This is a genomic window from Neorhizobium tunisiense (genome assembly GCF_039631515.1).
GTDB lineage: Bacteria > Pseudomonadota > Alphaproteobacteria > Rhizobiales > Rhizobiaceae > Neorhizobium.
Window position 1 is genome coordinate 170890 of record NZ_JBDIUU010000008.1, and the last position, 24823, is coordinate 195712.

Below are 24823 nucleotides of genomic sequence, written 5' to 3' on the forward strand. Positions count from 1 at the left end.
ATCGTCAGATCACCGAACCACGCGCCGCGATACCGCCGTCGATGGTGACGACCGTGCCGGTGATGTAACCGGCCTTGGGCGAGGCGAGGAAGGCGCAGAGATCGGCGACTTCCTCGGCCGTGGCCGGGCGCTTGCCAGGATACTTGTCGTAGAGTTCTTTCCAACGGCTCTCATCACCGAGCATGTCGATCGCCTTGCGCTTCATGATCTTGAACATGCGCGCGGTATCGACCGGCCCGGGATTGACGCCGATGACGCGGATGCCCTGATCGAGACTGCGGCCGCCGAGTGCCTTGGTGAAGCTCATCAGCGCTGCGTTACCGGTCGAGCCAGCAAAATAGGCGGCATCCCAGTTTTCGCCGGAATTGCCGATGACGTTGATGATGACGCCGTCGCGGCCCTTGCGGCGCTTCCAGAATTCACGCGAAAGGGTAATGTAGCCGAAGACCTTGAGATCGAAACCACGGCGGATGGCCTCGTCGGTGACGTCCTCGATCGAACCGGCGGGGATATCACCCGCATTGTTGATCAGGATATCATAGTCGCCACAGGCCTTGTCGAGTGCGACCATTGCTTCGGTCGTGCTCAGATCCGCCTCGTGCACGGTAACGTTGACCGGATACTGGGCGAGTTCCTTCTTAAGGGCCTGCATGGCTGCGCCGTTGCGGGCGGCCAGGTGGAGGTGACAACCTTCAGCGGCCAGAACCTTCGCGATCGCGTAGCCGATGCCTTGGGATGCTCCGGTGATGAGGGCCGTTTTGCCGGCAAGATTCAGTTCCACCTGCGTCTCCTATGTTGAATACATATTTCTCTTTTTTGCATACGCCATTTCCGCGCTCTGTCCATGGATTTTTTGCGTAGGACTGAAATTTTCAACCTTAGAAAGAGAATTAATGGCTACATTATTCCAACATGCTGCCAATATAAGCAAAATGAAGAGGCAATTAGCCGAATAAATAGGCGAATTAGGCCGGACGATAAAAAAATAATATCCGTATACATTTACCTATTGCACGAATACATGTTCCGTCCCTTAATGTCCGGATGGCAGGACCAACAGGTCTCTGGAATTTTCGAGAGCAAAAGGCCTCAAAGCCGGCATGGCAGACGTTCAGCTTAAAAAGGTGGGCAAGACCTACGAGAGTGCTTCGGCAACAACGATCGATGGACTTGACCTGCATATTCGCAGCGGCGAATTCGTGGTGCTTGTCGGCCCCTCGGGCTGCGGCAAGTCCACGACGCTGCGCATGATCGCCGGCCTGGAAGAGGTCAGCAGCGGCGAGATCTGGATTGGCGATCGCCGCGTGGACGAGCTCGATCCGCGCGAGCGCGACATCGCCATGGTTTTCCAGAACTACGCGCTCTATCCGCATATGACCGTCGCCCAGAACATGAGTTTCGGCCTGCGACTCGCCAAAGTGGACAAAGCGGAAATACGCCGCAAGGTCGAGGAAGTCGCCAAGGTGCTGGAGATCTCCGCACTGCTGAACCGGCGGCCGAAGCAGCTTTCCGGCGGCCAGCGGCAGCGTGTTGCCATGGGGCGCGCCATGGTTCGTGATCCGGCAGTCTTCCTATTCGACGAACCGCTTTCCAATCTGGACGCCAAGCTGCGCGGACAGATGCGTACGGAAATCCGCCGGCTGCACAAGCGCCTGAAGGCCACAACCGTTTACGTGACCCACGACCAGGTCGAGGCGATGACGCTCGCCGATCGCGTCGTGGTGCTGAACAACGGTAAGATCGAGCAGCAGGGCACGCCGCAGGAACTCTATGAACGTCCCGCCACCCGCTTCGTGGCCGGGTTCATCGGCAGCCCCTCTATGAACTTCCTCCCGGCGCAAGTCGCCCTGGACGGCGGGGCGCCGGTGCTGAAACTCAACAATACCACCCTGCCGTCGCCAGCCGACCGGCGCGATGCTCTCCTTCCGTATGTGGGCAAGACGGTCGAAGTGGGTCTGAGGCCGGAACACTTCCTGGCCGGCGACGGCGAGCCGGATCTTTCGGTTCCTGTCGATATGGCCGAACTGCTCGGACCCACCACGCTGGTTCACTTCACCCTTGCCGGCGTGCCCTGCGCAGCCATGCTTGCGCCGCAGCACGCGCTCCCCGAAGGAAGTCAGCAGCCGCTCCGCATCGCGCAAGACCGCATGTCGCTTTTCGACCCCGATACCGGCGGCACCATCTGAAAAACGCCGTCCGATAAAACACCAGAAGGAGAACGGCTGATGAAGATCTATTCCATCGTTTTTGCCAGTCTGCTCGGCGCCACGGCGTTGGGTGCGACCGGCGCCAACGCGCAAAGCACGCCTGCCTGCACCGGCGAAACCGTGACGCTGCGCATCCTGCGAACGCCTGGCAACTACCCCTATCCCAAACCGATGGAAGCGTGGCAGAAGGACAATCCTTGCGTCAAGTTCGAAGTCAACGAAGTCCCGTTCCCGCAGCTCGCGGACACGATTTCGGTCCAGGCAGCCAGCTCCAACCCGCCTGATATCATCGTCTATGACGGCCCGAACACCCAGTCCTACGCGGCTGCCGGCATCCTGCTGCCGATCACCAAATACCTGCCGAAGGGCTGGGATGACGACATCCTGCCGGCCACCAAGGCCGAGCACAGCTACAATGGCGAGGTCTATTCGCCAGGCATCGAGCAGACCACCGTTGCCATGTACTACAACAAGAAGCTGGTCGAAGCCGCAGGCGTGAAGCCGCCGCAGACGCTTGCCGAGGCATGGACATGGCCCCAGGCGCTCGAAGCCTTCAAGAAGTGCCAACAGGGTCCGGCAGGTGCCGCCACGGTCTGGGGCCTCGGCCCGACCCGCTTCGGCAACGGGCAGCCGGGTCTCGTCTATCAGGACCTGATCTACCAGCGCTCCGCCGGCGACCCGAAGGTAGCCCCGACCAGCAGCGCCTACAAGACCTTTTGGGCGTTCGCGCCGGACGGCAAGACCGCTGAAGGTTATCTCAATACGCCGGAAGCCGTCGAAGCGCTGAAATTCTACCAGTCCATGTTCAACGCTGAAGGCGTCGCGCCGAAGGTCGGCATTCCGAACGCCTTCTTCGATGCCAAGGCCTGCTTCTACATCGATACTCCGGCCGCCGGCAACGCGCTGATCAAGGATCCGAAAATCGAATGGGGTATCACGCCGCTGCCGTATTTCAAGACGCCGGTCGTGCATACGGGCTCGACCACGTTCGGTGCGACCGCCCGCTCCAAGCATCCCGAGATCGCCGCAAAGTTCGTGGTCGATATGTCATGGGGCGAATATGCCTATATGAACGTCAGCCAGCGCGGCAATCTGCCGACATTGAAGAGCCTGTTCTCCCGCTTCGATGTCTACAATAAATATCCGATGAAGGTGTTCGTCGATCAGCTGCAGTCCTGGGGCCAGCCGCGCCCGCCGGGCCCGAAATTCGCCCAGTATGACAAGATCGTCAGCGAGGCTCTTCGCGGCGTTGCCTTCGGTGGCAATCCGGCAGAACTGATGGCGGACGCTGAAAAGAAGGTTCAGCGTATCCTCGACCGATAATGACAATGGACGCGAGAATGTCGACAGGCGAACAGACCCTTACCGTTCCGGCGGGTGCAAAGACCCGGCCACGCAAGGCCGCCACCCGGCGGCAAAAGCAGGAGCGTCTGGTCGCTGTCGGCTTTCTCGCGCCTTTCATGCTGCTGCTGCTGATCTTCCAGTACGTTCCGCTGCTGGTGATGGCGAGAAACAGCTTCTACGACTATTCGCTGCTCAACCCGGCGGCGGAGAAATTTGTCGGCCTGCGCAACTTCGCCGACATGATCGAATACGACGATGCCCGGAGAAGTTTTGGCATCACCTTCCTCTTCGCTTTCGGCGTAGTGGTTTTCGTCATCCCGATCGCCTTCGCGCTTGCCCTTTTCCTCGATTCGAAACTGCCCGCGCGCGGCCTGGTGCGCACCATGATCATGCTGCCGGTCGTCACGTCCTCGGTGGTGATCGCGACGATGTGGTCCTTCCTGCTCGACCCGTCGAACGGATTGATCAACGGCGCGCTGGATATCGTCGGCATCGCCCGGCAACCGTTTCTGACCAGCACCCAGCAGGCCCTGCCATCACTGATCGCCATGACGCTGTGGCAACAGGTCGGGTTCGGGGCGATCCTGTTTCTGGCCGGTCTCCAGGGCGTGCCTTCCGAACTGGGCGAGGCGGCCCGCATCGATGGCGCCACGCGGTGGCAGGTGCTGTGGAACATCACCATACCGCTCCTGTCGCGGACCACGCTGTTCGTCGTGGTGATCATGACCGTGTTTTCGCTGCAAGCCTTCGCGCCCGCCTTCCTGATGACCCAGGGCGGACCGCAGGAGGCGACGAACCTGATCGTCTACCACATCTACAATACCGCCTTCATCATGCAGCAGGCCGGTTATGCCTCGGCGCTTTCGGTCGTGCTGCTGCTCGTCGTCCTCGCCATCTCGATGGTCCAGATGGCTCTCCTGCGATCGCGGTGGAACTACTGACATGAGAACGACCCGCATCCGCCGCACCGCGCTTACTCTCGTGATCATCCTGTTGATCATCGCCTGTTTCCTGGCGCCCTATGCCTGGGTCGTAGCGTCGTCGCTCAAGAACCAGTTCACCGTGTTTGGCGACGTGACGCCGCTCTCCTGGCGCGCCTTCGTGCCGGTCGGCGCGACGATCGAAAACTATGTGTCGCTGTTCGAGCGCACGAATATCCTGAGAGCCCTGTCGAACACGGCGATCGTCGCGATCGGCCAGGTGGTGTTCACGCTGCTGCTGTGCTCGATGGCCGCCTATGCGCTGACCCGCATCAAGTTTCCTGGCGCCAATGTCGTCTTCATGCTGATCCTTCTGACCTTCCTTCTGCCGATCGAAGCTATGATGGTGCCCCTCTACCAGGTAGTTTCCGGGCTCGGCCTTTCCAACACGCTGGTCGGGATCATGATCCCCTGGATCGCCAGCCCCTTCGGTCTCTTTCTGCTGAAACAGGCCTTCGAGGAACTGCCGGCCGAGCTGGAGGATGCGGCGCGCATCGACGGTGCCGGACATGTGCGCATCTTCTTTTCCATCGTCCTGCCGAACGTCAAGGTACCCATGGTGACGCTTGGGCTCATCACATTCCTGTTCTGCTGGAACAGCTTCCTGTGGCCTCTGGTCATCGTCCAGGATCCTGCGCGCCAGATCATCCAGGTGGCAATCGCCCAGCAGGGTTCGCCGACCCAGCTGCCGAACTGGGGCGAGACATTTGCCGGAGCGACGGTCGCCACGGTGCCGCTCATTCTGCTCTTCCTGCTGCTCCAGAAGTACTTCACCCAGGGCATGGCCACCAGCGGGATAAAGGGCTGAGCAGATGAGCGATCTCCTTCTCCTGGACGCGCCTTTCGGCGGCCAGATCGGCTATCGTACGCTCGGCGCCGCAGGAGATTGGCTGGTGCTGATCCATGGCTGGTGCGGCAGCGCCGATCACTGGGATATCATCGGGCCCGAACTCGCCCGCAATTTCCGGGTCCTTGTCCTTTCACATCCCGGTTTCGGTGGCACTGCACCGCCGCCTGCAAGCGGCCAGACAATCGCGGCCATGGGCGCGGCGGTCGCGCATGTCCTCGATCATCTCGACATTTCGGGCGCCATCCTGGTCGGTCACTCCATGGGCGGCCCCATCTCCACGGAGACGGCGATTGCCGCACCGCAGAGAGTGGCCGCGGTGATCGGTCTCGATACGCTGTCCGACCGGGACTATTACGGACGTGTGCCGGATGACGAGATCCGGCGTCGGCACGAGGATTTCCAGGTGGATTATCCAGGCCGGATGCGGGCCATGGTCGATATGATCGTTCATCCGACCACCGAAGAGGCCATGCGAGCCCGGATCACCGAGGGCATGCTGGCCGCGGCACCGGGCGACTTCGCGCTGGATATCAAGGACGACCTGTTCTTCTGGAATGCCGAAGATCGCTGGCCGCTGGTAACTTGTCCGAAAATGCTGCTGAATTCACTTTACGTGGCGCGTCTGGCGCATCCCGAGCCCATGCCGTGTTTCGCCAAAACCACGATCGCTACCTACGATTCCGGCCACTTTCCCATGGTAGAAGCGCCGGCGATGATTGTGGACAAGATCAGAAGTTGCATCGCCCACTTGGTATACTGATTATATGATATTGAATGCAGCAGAGAAATGAACGTATATGCGCGCCACTAAAGCCCGACCGGTCACCAGCAACGCCGGCAGAGGAGCATTCGAATTGAACCAAGATGCGGTTCGCATATCCAATGTCGTCGCGACACGCCAAGCGACACGATCGGACGAGTTGCGTGATCATCTCGAGGAGATGATCCTGGACGGCCGTCTGGCGCCCGGCGAGCGGCTGGACGAGATGGAATTATCGCGCCGGTTCGGGCTTTCGCGAACGCCGGTCCGCGAAGCGATCAAATCGCTGCTCGCCATCGGCCTGATCGAAACGCGTGGGCGCCAGGGCACGCATGTCGCCCTGTTGTCGATACCCGCGATCATCGAGATGTTCGATGTCATGGCCTCTCTCGAGGGACTATGCGCCAAGCTTGCAGCGCGCCGCGCGACGCCGACTGAGCGGGCCGCCATGCGCGCGGTCCATGAGGAACTGGTCAAGGCGTACGAAGCCGGCGATCCGGTGAACTTCTACAAGATCAATCAGCAGTTCCACGACCTGCTCTATGAGGCAGCGCATACCCATTTCATCGCCGAACAAACTATCCAGCTCCGCCGTCGGATCGGCGCCTACAGGTTGCGCGCCACCTATCAGCCGGGGCGAATGCTGGGAACGCTGGCCGAGCATGTGCGGATCATGGACTCGATCGATGCGGGCGATCCCGACGCCGCGCAGAAGGCGGCAAGCGACCACGTCCAGCTTTTGGGCGATCAGTTGACCGACTTTATTTCGTCGCTTCCCCCTCGCCTCAACCTCTCCCAATAACGTTACGGCGGGTAATCAGCACTTGTCCGAATGTGAGCGCGATCATCTCCAGCGCGTCGGGTCGGCCGAGCACCAGAAGCATCGCCAGCGCATCGTCGGCGCCGGGGTCGCAGTCATAGAGGAAACGCAAGGCGCTCATGTCTCGGTTCCTTGAAGCTCAGCCCTTGTCGGCGAGGAAGCGGGCGGTGTCCGGCGCCCAGCCGAAGCGCACCATTGAGCCAACCGCCACGTCGCCGGCCTGAGCGGGAGCCCGGGCGATGATTTCCTGTTTGCCGGCGTCGATGATCACACGCAGTTCCGAACCGCCATAGACGGTTTCGCGCACCCGGCCCTCGCAGAAGCCTTCACCGAGCGTGATGACTTCCGGTCGAACGACGATCGCACCCTTCGTACCGTCGGCTGGACCCTCGCCACCGATCGGCAGCGTCCCGATGGCAGTTTCGAGCGCGCCGGCCCTCACGGTGCCACGGATGATCGACGAGACGCCGATGAAATCTGCAACGAACAGGTTCTGCGGCTCGTCATACATTTGGCGCGGCGTGCCGAGCTGGGCGATCTTGCCGTCGTTCATCAGGCAGATGCGGTCTGACAGTGCCAGCGCTTCCTGCTGGTCGTGGGTGACGAAGATGATCGTCGCCCCCGTCTCGCGGTGGATGCGTTTAATCTCGATCTGCATGGCTTCGCGCAGCTTGGCATCGAGCGCGCCGAGCGGCTCGTCCATCAAGATGATCGCCGGATCGTAGACGAGGCAACGGGCCAAGGCGACGCGCTGCTGCTGGCCACCGGAAAGCTGCGAGGGAGAGCGTGATGCTGCATGCGCGAGGCCGACCGTTTCCAGCGCGTTAGCCACCTTGGCGTCGATCTCGGCCTTCGGCAGACGGCGCATTTTCAGTGCGAAACCGACATTTTCGGCCACTGTCATATGCGGGAAGAGCGCGTAGTTCTGGAATACGACGCCAATGTCGCGCTTATTGACCGGTGCGTGAGTCTGATCCTTGCCGTCGATGATGACGGTGCCCGACGTCGGTTCCTGCAGGCCGCAGATGAGCTGCAAAAGCGTCGTTTTGCCGGAGCCGGAGGGTCCAAGAAGCGTGAGAAGCTCGCCCGTGCGGACTTCGAGATCGACATGATCGAGTGCGGTGGTCTGGCCGTAGAGTTTGGCAAGGCCATTCACCTTAAGTTTGATTTCCGGCGTGTTCGCAGAGGCGGCTGACATGTCGAATGCGGTTCCTTTGGTCGTGATGGGATCGGCGGGGTTTCGCATGTCAGCGCGGCCTTGCCTTTTCGGCGATGACGAAGAGCACTGTCACCACCGCCACGATGAAGACCGAGGCAGCAGCCAGGGTCGGAGAAATGCTGAGAATGATATCGTCCCACATCTGCTTTGGGAGCGTCTGTTTGACGCCCGCACCTACGAACAGCGCTATGGTGAGTTCTTCGAAGGAGTGCAGCAGGCCGAACAGGAAGGCCGCAATGGCACCGCCCTTGATCAGTGGAAGAAGGACGAGACGGATCTGCTGCCAGCCGTTTGCGCCGAGTGTTCCGGCCGCCTGCAGCAGACGCCAGTCAAAACTCCGGAACGTAGTCAGCAGGATGACGAAGACGATCGGCATGGCCGACAGCGTGTGGCCGAGGATGATGCCGGTATTAGTCGCGATCAGACCGACTTTAGCAAGCACATAGAACAACGATACGCCGATGACGATATTGGGTACAATCATCGGCAGCATGAACGACAGGAAGATCAGGCCGCCGGCCTTGCGTTGTGTGCGTGCCAGTCCATAGGCCGCCATGCCCGAGATGATGGTTGCGACAACACCTGTCACGATCGCGACCACGGCTGAACGCGCGGTTGCACCCATCCACTGATCAGAGCTGAGATAGGTCTGGAACCAGCGCAACGAAAAGCTTTTCGGTGGGAACTCAAGAAAACTCGAGCCGGAAAAAGCCATCGGTGGGAATGCCAGAACCGGCACGATCATGATTGCGATAACAACCCAAACGAACGTGGTGAAGACGCGACGGCCAAGACGCGCTGGGAACAGGCTGGCAACGAAGTCGCTGACAAACGCACCAATCTCGATCATTGCACTGCCGATGGCACCGATAACGCCGCCGCGCCGGGCTGCAGCACTATTGCCCGAGACGGCCGACATGCCGAAGAAACGGTCGTAAACGGCGATGGTAATCAGAGTCACGGCAAGAAGGAGGGTCGCAAGAGCGCCGCCAAGCCGCAGGTTGAACAGCTGCTGAACCTGGGTAATCATCATCTGGCCGATGACCGTTTCGCGTGGCGAGCCCAGGAGAGCCGGCGTGATGAAGAACCCGAGGCCCATCACGAAGATGAGTAGGCCGGCAGCGGCAACGCCCGGCATGGAAAGCGGCACGAAGATGCGCCAGAAGGACTGGCTACGGCTCGCGCCCATGGTCATGGCGGCGGGGATGAGGCGACCGTCGATCGACAGCATGGTCGGCAGCATTGTGAGGATCGCGAGAGGCAGCATGGCATGCGCCATGCCGAAGATAACCGCGCCGCGGCCGTAGAGCAGGTCGAGTTGGGTATCGAAACCCATGCCGGTCAACATCTGCGCGACAATGCCCTTGCGAGCGAGCAGCACGATCCAGGCGAAGTTTTTCAGAAGCGGGCTGACCCAGAACGGTAGCAGGACCAGCCACATAGCCATGCGCCGGCGACGTTCCGGCATGCCGGCCAGCCAGACAGCGATGGGATAACCGACCAGAAGGCAGACAATGGTGACTTGGGCAGAGATGGCGAACGTGTTGGCGAGCACCTTCACGTAGACGCCGGCCGAGAACATCTGCCGATAGACGGTCAGATCGAAAGCACCGGATCTCGGATCGATGAAGGACTGCCAGATCAGTGCGCCAGCCGGCAGGATCAGCAACAGAGCCATGTAGACAAGCCCCGGCATGGTAAGCCAGAGGCTATCCGCTCTCAGGCGCTTCCGTGAGAAGGTGTCTTTGGCGGAAAGTTCAGCCATGGATGTCCTGTTTGTTGAAATGGCCCGTCCAGCTTAGCGCAGAACCGGCCATCCATTGTCAGATAAGCGGCCTCGCCGAACAGCGAGACCTGAAGCTCAGGTGGTCGTTCCCGCTGAAAATCAGCTCAGAATCCACTGTTCGAAGCGCTGGGTTAGTTCGTCCTGATGCTCTGCCCAATAGGCAGCATTGAGAACAGCCAGGCCCTTGATGTTGGCGGGTGCCGTCGGCAAAAGCTGAGCCTTTTCCGCGCTTAGATGCTCGTAGGCCTTCATGTTGGTCGGGCCACAAGCCAGGATGCCCGTGTAGGCTGCCTGACGTTTTGCATCCAGGCACCATTCGATGAACTTGCGGGCAAGATCGGCCTTTTTGGTGTTGCCAGCAATGGTCCACCCATCGATGTTGAACAGGCCGCCATTCCAGACGATGCCAGCCGGTGCGCCGGCATTGATGGCTGCTTGTGCGCGTGTCGACCAGGTCGACATCATGTCCAGTTCGCCATTCTGAAGAAGCTGGGTTGCATGAGCGCCCGAGGTCCACCAGATGTCGATGCTGGACTTGACGTTGTCGAGGCTCTTGAAGGCGCGATCGACGTCGAGCGGATAGAGTTTGTCGAGCGGAACGCCATCAGCGAGCAATGCCATTTCCAGCGTCGTAACTGGGCTGCGCCACATGCCACGGCGGCCTTTGAAAGCTTTGGCGTTCCAGAAATCGGCCCAGCTGGTCGGAACCGTCTTCATGGTGTCCTTGCGGTAAGCCATGGCGAGCGCGAAGATCGCGACGCCGGCGAAATCCGGTTCGAACGTGTGCGGGGCGAAGTCCACCTTGTTGGGAATTTCGATGTTAAGGGGCAACATATAGTTGTTGCCGAGCTTGCGAATGCGCAGCACGTGTTCCGGCGTCATTAGGGCGACGTCGAACAGCTTGGTGTCGGTATCGATCGCCATCTTGTACTGCGGGATCGGATCTGGCTCGTTGGTGTTGGTCTGTATAGTAACACCCGTCTCGGCGGCAAAGGTGTCGTAGAAGGCAACCTTAAAACCTTCGTAGAAGGCGCCGCCCATGTCGCGTACGACCAGCGTTTCGCCGGCAAATACCCGGTTGCCCTTCAGAATGACCGGAGCTGCAAGCGCCATCGCGGCAAGCCCGGTCGTCGTCTTCATGAAACCACGGCGTGATACATTGTTATTCATTTTTACCCTCCGGCGTTTTTATTTGGCCTTCATCAACCCTACTCTTCCCGTCGCGATGGCTTCGGTAAATTACATTTTTCCGTGCATCTGCTTTGGGACAAACGAAGCAAACCGCCGGCGGCTTGTGCAAAACCGAATGCAAGCCTCGGCAAGCACTGCATCGCACAGGGCAAGCTGGGTTTCCTCGATGAATTCGTCCGGGCGGTGCCCCTGATCCATGCTGCCGGGGCCGCAGATCACCACTGGAACGTCCAGCGCCTGCGCAAACAGACCCGCCTCCGTGCCGAAGCTGACACGGCAGTCCCTCGCTCCCTTCGGCAGGCAGGAGGCAAAGGCCTGCACCACCGGATGACTGCGATCGATAGAATGGCCCGGATAATTGCCGGTGATCTCGATGTCGATCGATGCCTCCTTGAAGCGATCCTTATGGGGGGCCACGGCTGCCGCGCCGGCCTTGCGGACCTGCTCGGCAAGAGCAAGCGGATCGTCGGCCGCCATCATGCGGCATTCCATCAGTAGTTCCGCTTGATCCGGCACCAGATTGACCGCGGTTCCACCCGACAGCTTACCGACATGCACCGTTGCGTAAGGCACCGAGTAACCGGGTTCACGCGAACCTCGGGCTTCGATCTCGTCCTGCAATTTCCGCAGGCCGGATACGAAGTCGGTGGCGATATGCAGCGCATTGAGTGCAAGCGGCGCTTCGGCGGAATGGCGCGGAACGCCTCGGGCCTTGACGTGAAAAGCCATCTTGCCCTTGTGGCCGAGACCAAGCTGCATCGATGTCGGCTCGCCGACGACGATCAGGTCGGGCAGGATGTCCCGCCCTACAATTTCTTCAAGCATCGGCCTGACGCCGACGCAGCCGATCTCCTCGTCATAGGAGATGGCAAGCCATAGCGGAGCGGCCAAGCTTCTGACATCGATTGCCTCGGCCAGCGCCATGGCGGAAGCGACAAAGCCTTTCATGTCGGTCGTGCCGCGCCCGTAAAGCCTGCCATCTTTCCGGGTCAGGTTGAAAGGGGGAACGGTCCAGTCCTGCCCGGCGACCGGCACCACGTCGACATGTCCCGAGAGCATCAGCCCTCCCGGCACATCAGGCCCCAGACGCACCAGAAGTGCCGCCTTTTGCCCGCTCGTATCATAGAAACGCTCGCAGACTGCACCCGCATTCGCCAGCGTCGCCTCAATCTCCTCGATCAGCGGCAGGTTCGTCTCGGAACTGACCGTGGGATGAGCGACCAGGCGCTCCAGCCAATCCTCAGTCGAGGTCACAGTTTTGACTCCGCTCCGTCCATCGCCGCGTTGATTTCGGAGATCAGTCCGGCAACCTCGGCCTCCGGAATGGAGACACGAAGACGGCGTTCGAGCGAGGTGAAGATGCCGAAGAACGAATTCGAGCAGTGGTTGAGCATGCGCATCGCATCATCTTTCGAAATATTGCAGCGGTTCGTCAAATAGGCGCAGATGTGCTCGCAGGCGATGGCATTCGGCAGGACGTAGGCCGGCTGGGTATCGTAGGCGATGCGACAGAACGGCAGGACCGAAGGCTTGATCGTCAGATCGGCGACCAGCTTTGGATCGCGCGAAGAGGCGCCGATGACCAGCCGAGCATCAACGCCTTCCAGCACCCAGCGCCCAAGCGCCGGATCCCAGATTGTCAGATCCGAACCCTTGATGATGATTTCGACCCGCTTGCTTTCGCCCGGCGCCAGCACCTGCTTGGCAAAACCCTTGAGCTCCTGCGGTGAACGCTTCAGCCGCTTGCCCGGCGCCTGCAGATAAAGCTGCGCGACTTCTGCACCGGTCCGGTCACCCGTATTGGTGACGGTGAAGGCGACGGTGATCGCGTCTTGAAGCCCAATCTGCGGCGATGAAACCGTCAGGTCGGAATAGGCAAAGCTGGTATAGCTCAGGCCGTAGCCGAAGGGGAACAGCGGCTCGATTTCGCGCAGATCATAAGCGCGATAGCCGACATGAATGCCCTCGCCATAGATATGTCGACCGTTTTCACCCGGATAATGCAGGAAGCCGGGCACGTCAGCCAGGCGCTTCGGGAAGGTGACGGACAACTTGCCGGATGGATTGACCCTGCCGGTCAGCACGTCGGCGACGGCACCGCCCATGGCCTGGCCGGAGTAGAAGGTGACGAGTACCGCCTTCACCACATCGACCCACGGCATTTCCACCGCATCCGGGCAGGCGATCACCACCGCCACTTTTTCCGAGGCCGCCGCGAGGGCTGCGATCATCGCATCCTGACCGGGGCCGAGCGCCAGCGTGGTGCGGTCGGAACCTTCACCATCATATGCGCCCTCGGTCGAGGTGTAGACCAGAACCAGGTCCGCCTTGGCCGCAAACGCCAGCGTTTCGGTATCGGCTTCCTCGCGGAACGTCAGGACGTGGTTCCTTCCCAGAGCCTGTTCCAGTTGCTCCAGCGGCTGGTCGACCATGGTCGGAATCGTCGTCGCACAACCCGAACCCTGGATGACCGGAGTGCCGGCATCGCGACCGACAACCAGAATATTCTTCATGTCGGGCCGGATAGGCAGCAGACCTCCGTTGCGCACGAGAACCATCGAGGCTGCGGCCATCGCGCGCGCTTCGGCATGGTGCTCCTCGGCAGTATAGACCGGTAGCGGCCGGCTTGCGCCTGCGTTGCAGCGCTCGATCATCTCCAGCATGCGCCGGCACGACAGGTTCGCCACCTCGATGGGAACGGCGCCGCTGTCAAGCGCCGCGAGAAGATCCGCCTTGCGACGCGGGCTTTCCGGCATATCGAGATCACCACCCGCCATCAGCGAGGCCGGACGGTCCTTGATGCCGTGCCAGTCCGAAACGACCACGCCGTCAAAGCCCCATTCATCGCGCAGGACCCCATTGAGGAGCCAGGGGGCCTGCGAGGCCTGCACGCCATTCAGGCGGTTATAGGAGGACATGATCGTCCAGGGTTTGGACTGCTTGATGGCGATCTCGAAACCCTTGAGGTAGATTTCCCGTAACGCCCGTTCTTCAACGACGCTGTCCATCGTGGTGCGTTCGACTTCGGAATTGTTGCAGGCGAAATGCTTGAGCGAGGTGCCGACACCCTGGGACTGGATGCCCTCGATGACTGCGGCCGAGAGCTTGCCGGTTACCAATGGATCTTCCGAGTAATATTCATAGGAACGGCCGGCAAGCGGCGTGCGGCGCAGGTTGATGCCAGGCCCGAGCAGCAGATGGACGCCCATGGCGCGGCATTCCTGGCCGAGCAACACGCCAAGCCGCTGCATCAGATCCTCATCCCAGCTGTTGCCCATGGCTGAACCGTTGGGGAAGCAGGTTGCCGGCTTCATTTCGCCCCAGGCGATGGCGACGTCGCTGGCGCGCTGGTTGACCACCGACAGGAAGGCATCGAGATCCATGCCGCCGCGCTCATCGCTGTCAATCTGCGGGATCGAATAACGTACGCCATAGGTGCCATCGGTCATGACGATCGGCTTGATGCCGTAAGCGGGAACCGCCGCAGTTTTCCACATTCCGAAACCGGAAAGCAGATCGACCCTTTCCTGGTTGGTCATCCTATCGACGATGGAAGCGATCGTCTGGTCTGCGGACTGGGTCTTCTCTGGCATTCTGGACTCCATGATGCGGCACCCGCCGAATTGGTCAGGCGGCGTTCGGCGCGCACACTGTCAGCCGACGATCAAAAAGAAAAATAGGATATTCGGAACTGGCGATTAGAAAAAAGCGAGCCTAGCTCTGCCCTGTCCGACGCAGGTTGAGGATCGGAGCTTCCATGCCGGGCACGTAACTGTCGGAAATCAGATGGCTGCAGTGCTCTTCGAAAGTCCGCACCAGCCGGGTGGAGACCTGCTGGCCTACGCGGATCAGGCCAATGCGCATCGGCTTGTGATCACCCGACAGACGGAGGCCGACAAGCCCCCGGCCATCCAGCGCCGCCTTGTTCTTGGGCCGGACATTAGCGAGCGTGTAACCATACCGGCTGGCGACCATCGTGCGGATGACTTCCTGATGCTGGATCTGAGCAACAATATTCGGGTTGGCACCGGCTGCAGCGAAAAGCCCCAAGAAATAATCCCGGGACAGCGGCAGATCGAGCAAGATGAACTCATGTTCTTCCAATTCGGCAAGCGATATCGCCGAACGCTCCGCCAGTGGATCGGTCTCGGCTACCTGAACATAAGGCGGCAGTTCGGCAAGCGGGGTAAACTCGAAGCCCTCGGGGACCGACAGATCGTAGGAGAGCGCGATATCCAGCTCGGCGCGCTCCAGCCGCGTCAGCAGCGTACGATGATCCGCGACAGTCGGCCGGACCGTTACGCCGGGATAGGCAGCCTTGAAGCTCTGGCTGACTTCCGGCAGCAACATGGGCGCAAAGGTCAAAAGGCAGCCGAGCGACAGAGTTCCGCGAATCTGGTCTGTCGCTTCGGACGCCGCCGTATAGAGGCTCTGCGCCTGCTCGATCACTGCCTTGGCTTGGAGCAGCAGTTTCTGGCCGGCCGGTGTCAGTGACAGACCCTGTGCGTGGCGCCGCAGGAAAAGCTGGGTGTTAAGCTCGATTTCCAGCTGCGAAATCGCGGTGGAGATGGAGGGTTGCGAAACACGGATGCGATCCGATGCCAGCGTGATGGAACCGGCCTCGGCGGTGGCAATGAAATATTCAAGCTGACGCAGTGTGAAACGCATTTCAGGCCCCGATGCCAAATGTCACGCCCGAAGGCCGACGGGTAAGCCCATGCCAATGCGAAGGGATGGATGCCAGCTTATTATTTGCGCTTTTCCAAAATGTAAATGTTCTCCTGCAGTCTGACTTGGCAACAGCGCTTCGCCGCGCCGCTTGCCCTGCTTTCGCCAATCCTAACCAGTGCTGCAACAAATCGTAATTTTCCGAATGCCAACCGTTCGATAGAGCGGAACCATAGCTGACGCCGTTCGGCGGGTCTTGGCGAAACAGAAAAGGGCGAGTGCATGTCAGTCGAGAAGATCCATACGTTGGTTGTCGGCGCCGGCCAGGCAGGTGTGGCCATGAGCGAACACTTAAGCCGCAACGGCGTCGACTACATCGTGCTGGAGCGCGGCCGCATTGCCGAACGCTGGCGTTCGATGCGCTGGGATTCGCTCGTTGCCAACGGTCCCGCCTGGCACGACCGCTTTCCCGGAATGGATTTTCCCGGCCACCCGGATGCATTCGTGCCGAAGGATGGCGTTGCCGATTACTTCGAAGCCTATGCCGACATGCACAAGGCGCCGATCCGCTGCGGTGTCGAAGTCACCAAGGTCGAACGGCTTGAAGACCGCCCCGGCTTCAGCGTCGAAACATCCGACGGCGCGATCGAAGCCTTCAACGTCGTCGTCGCCACCGGACCATTCCAGAGCCCGAGCATTCCGCCGATCGTGCCCGCGGATACCGGCGTCACGCAGATGCATTCGAGCGAGTACCGCAATCCCTCCCAGCTTGCAGACGGCGCCGTGCTGGTCGTCGGCGCCGGTTCGTCTGGCGTCCAGATCGCGGAGGAGTTGATGCTTTCCGGCCGCAAGGTCTACTTATCCATCGGCCCGCATGACCGCCCTCCCCGCGCCTATCGCGGCCGCGATTTCGTCTGGTGGCTCGGCGTTCTCGGCAAATGGGACGCGCAGGCGCAGGCCCCCGGCTCGGAGCATGTGACCATTGCCGTCAGCGGTGCGCACGGCGGCGAGACAATCGACTTCCGCCGCCTGGCATCGCAAGGCATGGTGCTTGCCGGCATGACCACCGCATACCGTGAGGGATCGGTTTCCTTTGCCGACGATCTTGCACGCAACCTCGATCGCGGCGACCAGAATTACCTGTCGTTGCTCGACGAGGCAGACGCATTTGTCGCCCGCAACGGTCTCGATCTTCCACAGGAGCCGGCTGCACGTATCCTCGGGCCTGAGGTCGATTGTGTCATCAACCCGCTGCGCGAGCTGAACCTGCGCGGGGCCGGTGTCACCACCATCATCTGGGCGACGGGCTTTGTCTCGGACTATAGCTGGCTGAAGGTCGATGCCTTCGACGTGGCCGGTCGCCCCAAACACCAACGCGGCGTCTCGGCAGAAAAGGGCATCTATTTCCTCGGCCTCCCTTGGCTTTCTGGCCGCGGCTCGAGCTTCATCTGGGGCGTATGGCACGACGCCAAACACTTGGCCGACCACATCCTCATCCAGGACAATTACCTCGCCTACACGCCGAAATCCTGATGGACCGGCAGAGGCCTGCCGGCATCCCGCATGAACCATCCGATGGAGAAGAGAATGACACATACGCGCATTCGCAAGTTCAACACCAAGGAAACCTATCCCGAGCAGAAGCTCGACAACGACCTCTGCCAGGCGGTTGTCGCTCGCGGCACGATGATCTTTATGCGTGGCCAGTGCCCGCAGGACCTCGACACCGCCAAGACTATCGACAGCCATGATCCAGTCGAGCAGACGCACAAGGTGATGCAGAACATTCGCCAATTGGTGCAGGAATCCGGCGGTCAGATGGAGCATGTCACAAAACTGGTCGTCTATCTGACCGACGTTCGCCACCGCGAGGCCGTCTACCGGACGATGGGCGAATATATCAAAGGCGTCTTCCCGGTCTGCACCGGGCTCGTCGTCGTGGCGCTGGCACGACCGGAATGGCTTGTGGAGATCGACGCGACGGCCGTCATTCCGGACTGAAAGTTTTTCAAAGCGTTCGGCAGGCATTTACCGGCCGATGCACGCTGCAGACCGGAAACGTTATCCCCGTCGTCCGGACACAGGAGTTCCCATGACCTTCTCCATCGTCGCTCGCTGTGAGCAGACCGGCCAGTTCGGCGTGGCGATTTCGTCTTCATCGCCTGCGGTCGCCTCTCGATGCGCCTGGGCTCGTGCCGGCATCGGCGCGGTTGCGACCCAGAACGTCACCAATCCCGCGCTCGGACCAAGGATGCTGGACGAACTTGCAAGGGGTGCAAGCGCGGCGGACGCCGTGACCTCGGCACAACAGAGCGACGATTTTCCGAACTATCGCCAGTTGCTGGCGGTGGATGCGCACGGCGAGACCGCTATTCATTCAGGCCGAAACGCTCTCGGAACCTGGACCTCCGCCGTAGGTCACCAATGTGTTGCCGCCGGCAACCTTCTGGCCAATGACGGCGTGCCGAAGGTGATGATCGACTCATTCGAGGCCACTTCGGGTACTTTGGGTGACCGCCTGATCGCCGCGCTCAGAGCGGCCGTCGATGCGGGCGGCGAAGCCGGCCCGGTTCGGTCGGCGGGCCTGCTGATTGTCGACAAGGAAACCTGGCCCTATGCCGAACTCCGGATCGACTGGCTGGACGATGGCTGCCCGATCGCAGCGGTGGCGCGGGCGTGGGACGTCTACAAGCCGCAGGCCGGGGATTACGTGACGCGGGCACTTAACCCGCTGGCCGCTCCATCTTACGGTGTGCCTGGCGACGAGTGACGACGATCCTGTCGGGTGTTTCCTTTTGGGCGAGGCATATGAACCTCCGGTCTATTCCTTTGCTCTTGATGGGATCGAGCCGCTGGCCCGCTAAACGTCATGTTTTATTGCCTACTTAGGCGTCCAGTAGGTGGCATTGTCGGTCTATGGAACCGGCGGCTCTTAACGGTTTGATCTTTGAGTGCAGAAACTGTCTCAGGAAGAGCTACATACTGCGATCGTCGAAGACCTCCGTCGAAACCTTGCCGCGGACGCCAGCCTCCTTAAAAGTTCTCGGTTGAAATCAACACACGGGCCAAGTCTTCCACTTCGGCCCGCGCCATTAACGAGCCTGCTAGCCCCTGATTTCGACTGCTCTCCAAAACCCACAGGCACTGGATAAATAGCCAGCCCCACGCTGTATAGGCTGATAGCCTGCAACCATTTCACCGCGCTCGTCATGCGCAAAGAGAGCGAGGTTTTTGCGGCCTGATGGCCCAACATCGCTGTTGTTACTCTTTTGACAACCCAAAAATGCCGAGACCGCAGTCTTCCGGTCGGTCTTGTCCATCATTAGCCGCGTTGTTTCGAATGCCGGCTTCTTCCGCAAGTAGCCACGAAATTCGCCTACAAGAATTCGGTTTTGGACAAGCTCATGGTCGCAACTGACACGAGTGCAAGCGAGTGATCTGTTAATCACCCAAGGAAAGCGGCCGTAGATCCGCATAAACACAAAGGCGCGTCCGGCGTCGCTACCTCAACAGCATTATCAGCCCACGACCTGGCCTCTTTCGAGAAGTCGGCCCCGTCGCGGTATCCGGAAATTCAAAGGGAACGTCACTACATAAATCTGGAGGGATAAAGCATGTCGACTACAGACAGACTGCGAAGCGTAGATCCGGCGGTATTCTGGCCGGCCCTAGCGATAACAGCCGGGTTCATCTCATGGGGAGCATTGGCCCCGGATAGCCTCGCCTCGGTTACCCAGGCCACGCTTTCGGCGATCATCAACGGTTTCGGATGGGGCTTCGTTGTCTCGACGGCGTTGTTCCTGGTCTTTGCCGGCTTCCTGGCGATCAGCCGTTTCGGCAAGATCAGGCTTGGGGCTGATGACGAGCTTCCGGAATTCCGGACGGTTTCGTGGGTATGCATGATGTTCAGCGTCGGGATGGGCATCGGCCTGATGTTCTGGGGCGTTGCCGAGCCAGTTTTCCATTTTGGCGCACCGCCTCACGGGCTGGCGGTCGCGCAATCCAAGGAAGCTGCACTGCTTGCGATGAAATATTCCTATTTTCATTGGGCCCTGCACCCTTGGGCCATCTATGCGATTGTCGGTCTGGCGATCGCCTACTTTACCTACCGCAAGGGCTTGCCCATCCTGATCTCAAGCGCCTTCACCCCCCTGCTCGGCAAGGCGGTCAATGGTCCGATCGGTAAAACGATTGATATTCTTGCCGTCATCGCCACACTGTTCGGCACGGCGACGTCGCTTGGACTTGGTGCACAGCAGATCAACAGCGGTCTGAATTTTCTCTGGGGAACTGGTGAAGGGACAGGCATTGCCCTTGCGATCATCGCGGTGCTGTCGATGCTGTTTATCCTGTCGGCAGTGTCCGGGGTGGGCAGGGGCGTTCAGTTCCTGAGCAACATGAACATGGTGGTCGCCGCCGCGCTGCTGCTGTTCCTGGCTGTCGTTGGACCGACCATCTTCATCCTCAACACCTTCACCGAAGCGCTCGGCGACTACCTGGCCGATCTCGTCACAATGTCGTTCCGCACCGCCGCCTTCAGCGACGGCAAGTGGCTAGGGAGTTGGACGATCTTCTATTGGGCCTGGTGGGTGTCTTGGGCGCCTTTCGTCGGCGTCTTTATCGCCCGCATCTCAAAAGGGCGCACCATCCGCGAATTTGTCATTGGCGTCCTGCTCATTCCGAGCGGCGTAACCTTCCTTTGGTTCACCATCATGGGTGGTACGGCGCTGCATTCGGAACTGATGGGGGCTGGTGGTCTTGTCGAGGCGGTCAACAATCAGGGTGCCGCAATCTCGCTGTTTGCGCTACTCGAACAATATCCGGGAACCGCGTTCACTTCGTTCCTCGCGATATTCCTTGTTGCGATCTTCTTCATCTCGGGAGCGGATGCCGCCTCGATTGTGATGGGCATGCTGTCGTCTCATGGCACACTTGAGCCTGCACGCGGCGTCGTCGTCCTCTGGGGCGTCCTTGCAGGCGCGTCGGCCTGCGTGTTGCTGGTGATGGGAGGTTTGCAAGGCCTGCAGACCGCGTCGATCATCGCGGCAGCACCCTTCCTCGTCGTTATGGTCGGGTTGTGCATCTCCCTATGGATCGCGCTGTTGGACGACCTCGAAGGGCGCAGCAAACTGGCCCCACCCCTGCCCGAGGGCCCGCCTTTAGGCGAAGCACTCGCGGCTGAGTAGGTCACCGCTTTGCCACCCAAGCAACTAACCAATCGCACCCTAAACTGAGTTTCAGGTGCGATTGGCAGGAAGCGCGCGCGGGTTAAATTCACCCCCTGCCACGTTTCATCCTGACCCACGCGAGGCATTGCTTACAATGACCCACGATGCTCAAGCCGTCGAAGACCACATCCGCGAAACCGAGAATGGATCGCGCTTAAAAGGAACATCGAGCGAGAAGATATGGTACTCGATCACTTGCCGTGAACAGAGACCTCTATCATGCGACGATGCGCTTCGATCACCGGCTCGAGTAGGCTCCGTGAAACCTCCGTCGGAAGATCGAGCCTGGTATGGCAGCTCCAATTGACCCCTAAGCAGGCGAAAGCCTTTTTGTAACTTTTCTGTACGATCGTGGATAATTCACCCGCTTCCGATAATACGCACTGCGGATCGTCCAATCCTGGCAAACCGGCAAAAGCTGCCCCTGCCGCTTCGTGCAAAGCGGGCGTCACCATGCAAATTCGGTTGAAATCCGCAACGTCAAGCATTCGACCACCACGAATTTCTGTTCGAGCGCGAGAAGCTAGTCCCGCGCCAAAATGTGCCCAAACATCTGTCTTATCGGGTGCGGGCGCGAGGTCTAACACCGCGTGAGTCCCTGCAAACCTCAGCTCATGGGCTCCGCTGTTCATCAAGAACAAGGAGTGCGCGGGAAACGCTCTTGGCAGCCACCGGGCGATCTCAAGAAAACCTGCCGTACCAGTGCCGCGCTCGACCGAGCATGTGAAGAACCCAGATCGAGGAGTGGACAACGCAATCCATCGATCGCCACGAGCCATCCGTGCGACCAACGTCGGACTATCGCCCGTTTCCACGTCTCCAGTTAGGTAGAGCCTTACAGGTTGTCCGGCAGAAGCCATCGCCGCGTAGCTAGGCAAATCAAGCGGACGGCCAATGGCCACGGGCAACGGAACGAACGGCCGGTCCGCATAAGAGTTCAGGCCGACAATCTCGCCGGTCGGGCCGAACGGCAGAATGATTGCAGCCAGAGCGTCGGCTTTTGTAACCGCTTCTAAGAGTGGTCCAACGGCTGACGTCCAGATCGCGGCATGACGACCATAGGGCAGCAGAATGACGGCGATGCGGCCCGCCGCTCTTTGTGCGTCAGAAAGGCTATGAACCATCGCCAATCGCCCCTCCACGCCATGCTCCGGCGTTGGGAAAACAACGGGCTGAGGGTAGACCTCAATCGAGGAGCCCTGTCCTACCAGCTCACATCGACGCGAGCGAAATGTCGGCACAGGAACGGGTATCGTCTCCAGCTGATATCCAGCCTTGGAAAGCTCGCCAGCGATCCAGCTTGCTGTGGCGTGATCCCCAGCACTGCCGGCCGCCTTGTCCCCAAAGCCGGCGTGGGTGAGAAGATCATCCCACAAGCGATTGCCATCCAACATCACTCGCATTGCCTCACTTGTACATTTCTGTCGCGCGCTTGAGCATTTCGGCTCGAACCGTCGCGTCCTCCTGCGTGCCGAGCAACGGAGCTTGCAGAAAATCTTTGACGTTAGGAGGATACCGATCCTCAAGACCGGCAACCGTCGGGCGCCGTGCGGAACCTGCATAAATGAGTTGGGCTTTGTCAGAGAGGAAGAAATTCAAGAGCACCCGGGCAGCATTGGGATGGGGCGCGTTCTTGACAACGGCTCCATCGAAGTTGCCATAAACAACACCCTCGGACGGAAGAATGACTTCAAGAGGCAAACCCTTGTTCAGTAGCGTATCGGGCAGAATGAAGGGAATGTAGATCGGGTACTCACCGCGTGCGACACGACGAGGGCTGTCTCGAATTTCACGAGTGAAGGCGGGCTTGTTTTCAGCAAGACGCTTTTGATAATCCTCGCCGAGTTTGTCGTAGGTTACCGCAAAAAACAGGCCGCCGCCTCCAACGGAGCGAAAATCGTCGGATAGGATCTTGCCCTTCCAAGCAGGATCCGCGAGATCTGCCCAGCTTTTCGGGCGTTTCTCCTTCGGCACTGAAGCATTGACCACGATACCCATGCTTTGCGAAAAGATCGGCAGCCTCAGCTCGCTTCCTGCAAAGTCGGGCGCTAGCCGAGTTGCATTGGGTATGGCACCGTGTTTATCGAGCACGCCCATCGCCTCGAGCGACACGGAACCTCCGCTGAAGGACATGTCCGCGACACCTCGGTTGGTCGCCAGTTCGAGGCGCAGCTTCTCAAATAACTCGCTCCCTCGAAGTTCGAGCTTCAGCGCCTTGATCCCGTATTCGTCCGTGAATGCAGACAAGATCTCGTCAAGCTGAGGAACGCCGACCTGCGACGTGTACAACGTGACAGTTCCTTCCTTCTTCGCCGCCTTGACAACGTCCTCCCAGGGTTGTTGAGCATCGGCAACAGTCGCCAAACCTATGGCCAGGCTGGCCAAGGCAAAGCTTCTCAACATTTTCGAAATCATCACGTCCTCCTCAAGATGATGCGTCTGCACGATTGAACAACAGGACAGCCAGGTTGTTTATCTGGATGGTGCTTTCAGCTGGTTTCTTCCAGCGCGACTTCTGGATTGTCGGCATAACTATCGGTCTTCTGCAGAGATCTGTTTTGCGAACGAAGTGTCGCTCGCAGATCTTTAAGTTCTCGGTGTCTCCTTCACCGGCAGGTTCCGTTCGTTCTTGGTATCCTCCCGAATCTGCCGTCGTCTACGACACCTCAATCTTACGAACGCCAGGTAGCTCCGAGAAGGCAGCAATATGCCAAGAGTGCTTTCGCAAAGACAGAAAGATCCGGATTCGAGTCCCTCTATGTCGCCGATGAGGTAGCTCTCAGCTTTGCCGATTTGAGAAAGATGTATCACTCACTAAGGCTGTTTACTCCGAACCGGGAGCCGGTAACCTGACCGCGAGACTGGGAGGCAAGACGTGGAGAACAATGAACTCGTTGCGGTGCGGCTTCTGGACCGACCCATCATCGTGCCCGCCATGTCGCCGCGGATCGGGACTAACATCAATGGACCGAGCCTGATCAGGGTCCCTTCTTGGGTAGAGCGCCCCCTTGGACGTTACTATCTCTATTTTGCCCATCATCGAGGAGATCATATCCGCCTTGCATATGCAGATCGTCTGACAGGCCCGTGGATTATCTACGAGGAGGGAACGCTTCCGCTTTCGAAATCCGGTTTCACCCACCATTTGGCGTCCCCAGAGATCGTCATTGATCATCAAAAGAAGCAATTCCGCATGTTTTTTCACGGCGGCGACGAGATCAAGAATCAGTTTACACGCTTGGCGATATCGCCTGATGGCATCCACTTCATAGCCCAACCTGACAATCTGATGAACCCGTATGCCCGGTTATTCACTCACGGTCCTTGGGTGTACGCGATTACGATGCCAGGGCAGATTTATCGGTCATCTGACGGAATCTCTGGATTTAGTGCTGGGCCTATGCTGTTTACGCGTCATATGCGTCATTCCGCAGTATGGATAGAAGACAATGTCCTTCACGTGGTCTATAGCAATCGAGGCGATGCTCCCGAGTGCCTGCTGTACGCACAAGTCCTGCTCAACGGAGAATGGTTGACGTGGCGGGAAGGGCCCTCAAGGATCTTACTTAGGCCAGAGCGGGATTGGGAAGGCGGACGGCTTCCCATCGAACCATCGGTGATTGGTCCTGCAGATGAACCTGTAAGGCAACTTCGTGATCCAGCGGTCTACGAAGAAGATGGAAGGCGTTACCTGATCTATTCGGTCGCCGGGGAAGCTGGGCTTGCTCTGGCGGAAATCCATAGCCGTAAGCTCGAACCAGAATGAAGAC

General features: G+C 59.6%; 21 protein-coding genes. 11 read left to right on the forward strand and 10 right to left on the reverse strand.

The window, feature by feature from the left end; all coding sequences use genetic code 11:
• Window positions 1-4 precede the first annotated feature (4 nt).
• A complete protein-coding gene (locus ABCW43_RS22280) occupies window positions 5-781 on the reverse strand; it encodes an SDR family oxidoreductase (protein ID WP_046627732.1) in 777 nt (258 codons plus the stop codon).
• Window positions 782-1100: 319 nt separating this feature from the next.
• Between ABCW43_RS22280 and ABCW43_RS22285 the strand changes: the two genes are divergently transcribed.
• From ABCW43_RS22285 to ABCW43_RS22310, 6 genes are all read left to right on the forward strand, one after another.
• Window positions 1101-2186 carry an ABC transporter ATP-binding protein gene (locus ABCW43_RS22285; protein ID WP_345928502.1) on the forward strand — a complete coding sequence of 362 codons (1086 nt, stop codon included), beginning with the start codon at window positions 1101-1103 and terminating at the stop codon, window positions 2184-2186.
• Window positions 2187-2225: 39 nt separating this feature from the next.
• Complete coding sequence (locus tag ABCW43_RS22290; protein ID WP_345928504.1) at window positions 2226-3530, forward strand: extracellular solute-binding protein; 1305 nt, start codon at window positions 2226-2228, stop codon at window positions 3528-3530.
• A 17-nt stretch (window positions 3531-3547) separates the two neighbouring features.
• Window positions 3548-4492, forward strand: coding sequence for a carbohydrate ABC transporter permease (locus tag ABCW43_RS22295; protein WP_345928506.1), 945 nt, complete (start codon window positions 3548-3550; stop codon window positions 4490-4492).
• Window position 4493: 1 nt separating this feature from the next.
• Window positions 4494-5339 (forward strand): carbohydrate ABC transporter permease, encoded by an 846-nt coding sequence (locus tag ABCW43_RS22300; RefSeq protein WP_345928508.1) that lies wholly within the window; start codon window positions 4494-4496, stop codon window positions 5337-5339.
• Window positions 5340-5343: 4 nt separating this feature from the next.
• Window positions 5344-6141, forward strand: a complete 798-nt coding sequence (locus ABCW43_RS22305) for an alpha/beta fold hydrolase (RefSeq protein WP_345928510.1) — start codon at window positions 5344-5346, stop codon at window positions 6139-6141.
• Between the two features lie 94 nt (window positions 6142-6235).
• Window positions 6236-6943 carry a GntR family transcriptional regulator gene (locus ABCW43_RS22310; protein ID WP_046627741.1) on the forward strand — a complete coding sequence of 236 codons (708 nt, stop codon included), beginning with the start codon at window positions 6236-6238 and terminating at the stop codon, window positions 6941-6943.
• Here the strand turns inward: ABCW43_RS22310 and ABCW43_RS22315 are convergent.
• The 7 genes from ABCW43_RS22315 to ABCW43_RS22345 all read right to left on the reverse strand — a co-directional run bounded on the left by ABCW43_RS22315 (window position 6927) and on the right by ABCW43_RS22345 (window position 15825).
• A complete protein-coding gene (locus ABCW43_RS22315) occupies window positions 6927-7082 on the reverse strand; it encodes a hypothetical protein (protein ID WP_345928513.1) in 156 nt (51 codons plus the stop codon). The two genes, ABCW43_RS22310 and ABCW43_RS22315, sit on opposite strands and share 17 nt — an antisense overlap.
• A gap of 18 nt (window positions 7083-7100) precedes the next feature.
• Entirely contained in the window at window positions 7101-8159 is a 1059-nt protein-coding gene (locus tag ABCW43_RS22320) for an ABC transporter ATP-binding protein (protein WP_345928515.1), read from the reverse strand.
• 49 nt (window positions 8160-8208) lie between these two features.
• A complete protein-coding gene (locus tag ABCW43_RS22325; RefSeq protein ID WP_345928517.1) occupies window positions 8209-9945 on the reverse strand; it encodes an ABC transporter permease subunit in 1737 nt (578 codons plus the stop codon).
• A 120-nt stretch (window positions 9946-10065) separates the two neighbouring features.
• Window positions 10066-11136 carry an ABC transporter substrate-binding protein gene (locus ABCW43_RS22330; RefSeq protein ID WP_345928519.1) on the reverse strand — a complete coding sequence of 357 codons (1071 nt, stop codon included), beginning with the start codon at window positions 11134-11136 and terminating at the stop codon, window positions 10066-10068.
• Between the two features lie 69 nt (window positions 11137-11205).
• Window positions 11206-12411 (reverse strand): acetylornithine deacetylase, encoded by a 1206-nt coding sequence (gene argE, locus ABCW43_RS22335; protein WP_345928521.1) that lies wholly within the window; start codon window positions 12409-12411, stop codon window positions 11206-11208.
• Window positions 12408-14750, reverse strand: coding sequence for a glycoside hydrolase family 3 C-terminal domain-containing protein (locus ABCW43_RS22340; protein ID WP_345928523.1), 2343 nt, complete (start codon window positions 14748-14750; stop codon window positions 12408-12410). The genes argE and ABCW43_RS22340 overlap by 4 nt, the downstream gene beginning before the upstream one ends.
• A gap of 121 nt (window positions 14751-14871) precedes the next feature.
• Entirely contained in the window at window positions 14872-15825 is a 954-nt protein-coding gene (locus ABCW43_RS22345; protein ID WP_345928525.1) for a LysR family transcriptional regulator, read from the reverse strand.
• 282 nt (window positions 15826-16107) lie between these two features.
• Between ABCW43_RS22345 and ABCW43_RS22350 the strand changes: the two genes are divergently transcribed.
• The 4 genes from ABCW43_RS22350 to ABCW43_RS22365 all read left to right on the forward strand — a co-directional run bounded on the left by ABCW43_RS22350 (window position 16108) and on the right by ABCW43_RS22365 (window position 21011).
• Window positions 16108-17358, forward strand: a complete 1251-nt coding sequence (locus tag ABCW43_RS22350) for a flavin-containing monooxygenase (protein ID WP_345928527.1) — start codon at window positions 16108-16110, stop codon at window positions 17356-17358.
• Between the two features lie 54 nt (window positions 17359-17412).
• Window positions 17413-17826: a RidA family protein gene (locus ABCW43_RS22355; RefSeq protein WP_345928529.1), complete on the forward strand. Its 414-nt coding sequence runs from the start codon at window positions 17413-17415 to the stop codon at window positions 17824-17826.
• A gap of 91 nt (window positions 17827-17917) precedes the next feature.
• Window positions 17918-18595, forward strand: coding sequence for a DUF1028 domain-containing protein (locus ABCW43_RS22360; RefSeq protein ID WP_345928530.1), 678 nt, complete (start codon window positions 17918-17920; stop codon window positions 18593-18595).
• 844 nt (window positions 18596-19439) lie between these two features.
• Complete coding sequence (locus tag ABCW43_RS22365; protein ID WP_345928531.1) at window positions 19440-21011, forward strand: BCCT family transporter; 1572 nt, start codon at window positions 19440-19442, stop codon at window positions 21009-21011.
• A gap of 233 nt (window positions 21012-21244) precedes the next feature.
• On the opposite strand, the gene ABCW43_RS22370 is transcribed toward ABCW43_RS22365, so the two are convergent.
• Together ABCW43_RS22370 and ABCW43_RS22375 are read right to left on the reverse strand one after the other, a co-directional pair.
• On the reverse strand, window positions 21245-22447 hold the full coding sequence (locus ABCW43_RS22370) for a hypothetical protein (protein WP_345928533.1): 1203 nt from the start codon (window positions 22445-22447) through the stop codon (window positions 21245-21247).
• Window positions 22448-22460: 13 nt separating this feature from the next.
• Complete coding sequence (locus ABCW43_RS22375; protein ID WP_345928534.1) at window positions 22461-23468, reverse strand: ABC transporter substrate-binding protein; 1008 nt, start codon at window positions 23466-23468, stop codon at window positions 22461-22463.
• 460 nt (window positions 23469-23928) lie between these two features.
• On the opposite strand from ABCW43_RS22375, the gene ABCW43_RS22380 reads away from it, so the two are divergent.
• Window positions 23929-24819: a glycoside hydrolase family protein gene (locus ABCW43_RS22380; RefSeq protein WP_345928536.1), complete on the forward strand. Its 891-nt coding sequence runs from the start codon at window positions 23929-23931 to the stop codon at window positions 24817-24819.
• Window positions 24820-24823: the final 4 nt, after the last annotated feature.

Bases quoted from the DNA above. Each gene is read 5' to 3' on its own strand.
- ABCW43_RS22285 (WP_345928502.1), top strand. From the start codon at position 1,101: ATGGCAGACGTTCAGCTTAAAAAGGTGGGCAAGACCTACGAGAGTGCT.
- ABCW43_RS22290 (WP_345928504.1), top strand. From the start codon at position 2,226: ATGAAGATCTATTCCATCGTTTTTGCCAGTCTGCTCGGCGCCACGGCG.
- ABCW43_RS22295 (WP_345928506.1), top strand. From the start codon at position 3,548: ATGTCGACAGGCGAACAGACCCTTACCGTTCCGGCGGGTGCAAAGACC.
- ABCW43_RS22300 (WP_345928508.1), top strand. From the start codon at position 4,494: ATGAGAACGACCCGCATCCGCCGCACCGCGCTTACTCTCGTGATCATC.
- ABCW43_RS22305 (WP_345928510.1), top strand. From the start codon at position 5,344: ATGAGCGATCTCCTTCTCCTGGACGCGCCTTTCGGCGGCCAGATCGGC.
- ABCW43_RS22315 (WP_345928513.1), bottom strand. From the start codon at position 7,082: ATGAGCGCCTTGCGTTTCCTCTATGACTGCGACCCCGGCGCCGACGAT.
- ABCW43_RS22320 (WP_345928515.1), bottom strand. From the start codon at position 8,159: ATGTCAGCCGCCTCTGCGAACACGCCGGAAATCAAACTTAAGGTGAAT.
- ABCW43_RS22325 (WP_345928517.1), bottom strand. From the start codon at position 9,945: ATGGCTGAACTTTCCGCCAAAGACACCTTCTCACGGAAGCGCCTGAGA.
- ABCW43_RS22330 (WP_345928519.1), bottom strand. From the start codon at position 11,136: ATGAATAACAATGTATCACGCCGTGGTTTCATGAAGACGACGACCGGG.
- ABCW43_RS22340 (WP_345928523.1), bottom strand. From the start codon at position 14,750: ATGCCAGAGAAGACCCAGTCCGCAGACCAGACGATCGCTTCCATCGTC.
- ABCW43_RS22345 (WP_345928525.1), bottom strand. From the start codon at position 15,825: ATGCGTTTCACACTGCGTCAGCTTGAATATTTCATTGCCACCGCCGAG.
- ABCW43_RS22350 (WP_345928527.1), top strand. From the start codon at position 16,108: ATGTCAGTCGAGAAGATCCATACGTTGGTTGTCGGCGCCGGCCAGGCA.
- ABCW43_RS22355 (WP_345928529.1), top strand. From the start codon at position 17,413: ATGACACATACGCGCATTCGCAAGTTCAACACCAAGGAAACCTATCCC.
- ABCW43_RS22360 (WP_345928530.1), top strand. From the start codon at position 17,918: ATGACCTTCTCCATCGTCGCTCGCTGTGAGCAGACCGGCCAGTTCGGC.
- ABCW43_RS22365 (WP_345928531.1), top strand. From the start codon at position 19,440: ATGTCGACTACAGACAGACTGCGAAGCGTAGATCCGGCGGTATTCTGG.
- ABCW43_RS22370 (WP_345928533.1), bottom strand. From the start codon at position 22,447: ATGTTGGATGGCAATCGCTTGTGGGATGATCTTCTCACCCACGCCGGC.
- ABCW43_RS22375 (WP_345928534.1), bottom strand. From the start codon at position 23,468: ATGATTTCGAAAATGTTGAGAAGCTTTGCCTTGGCCAGCCTGGCCATA.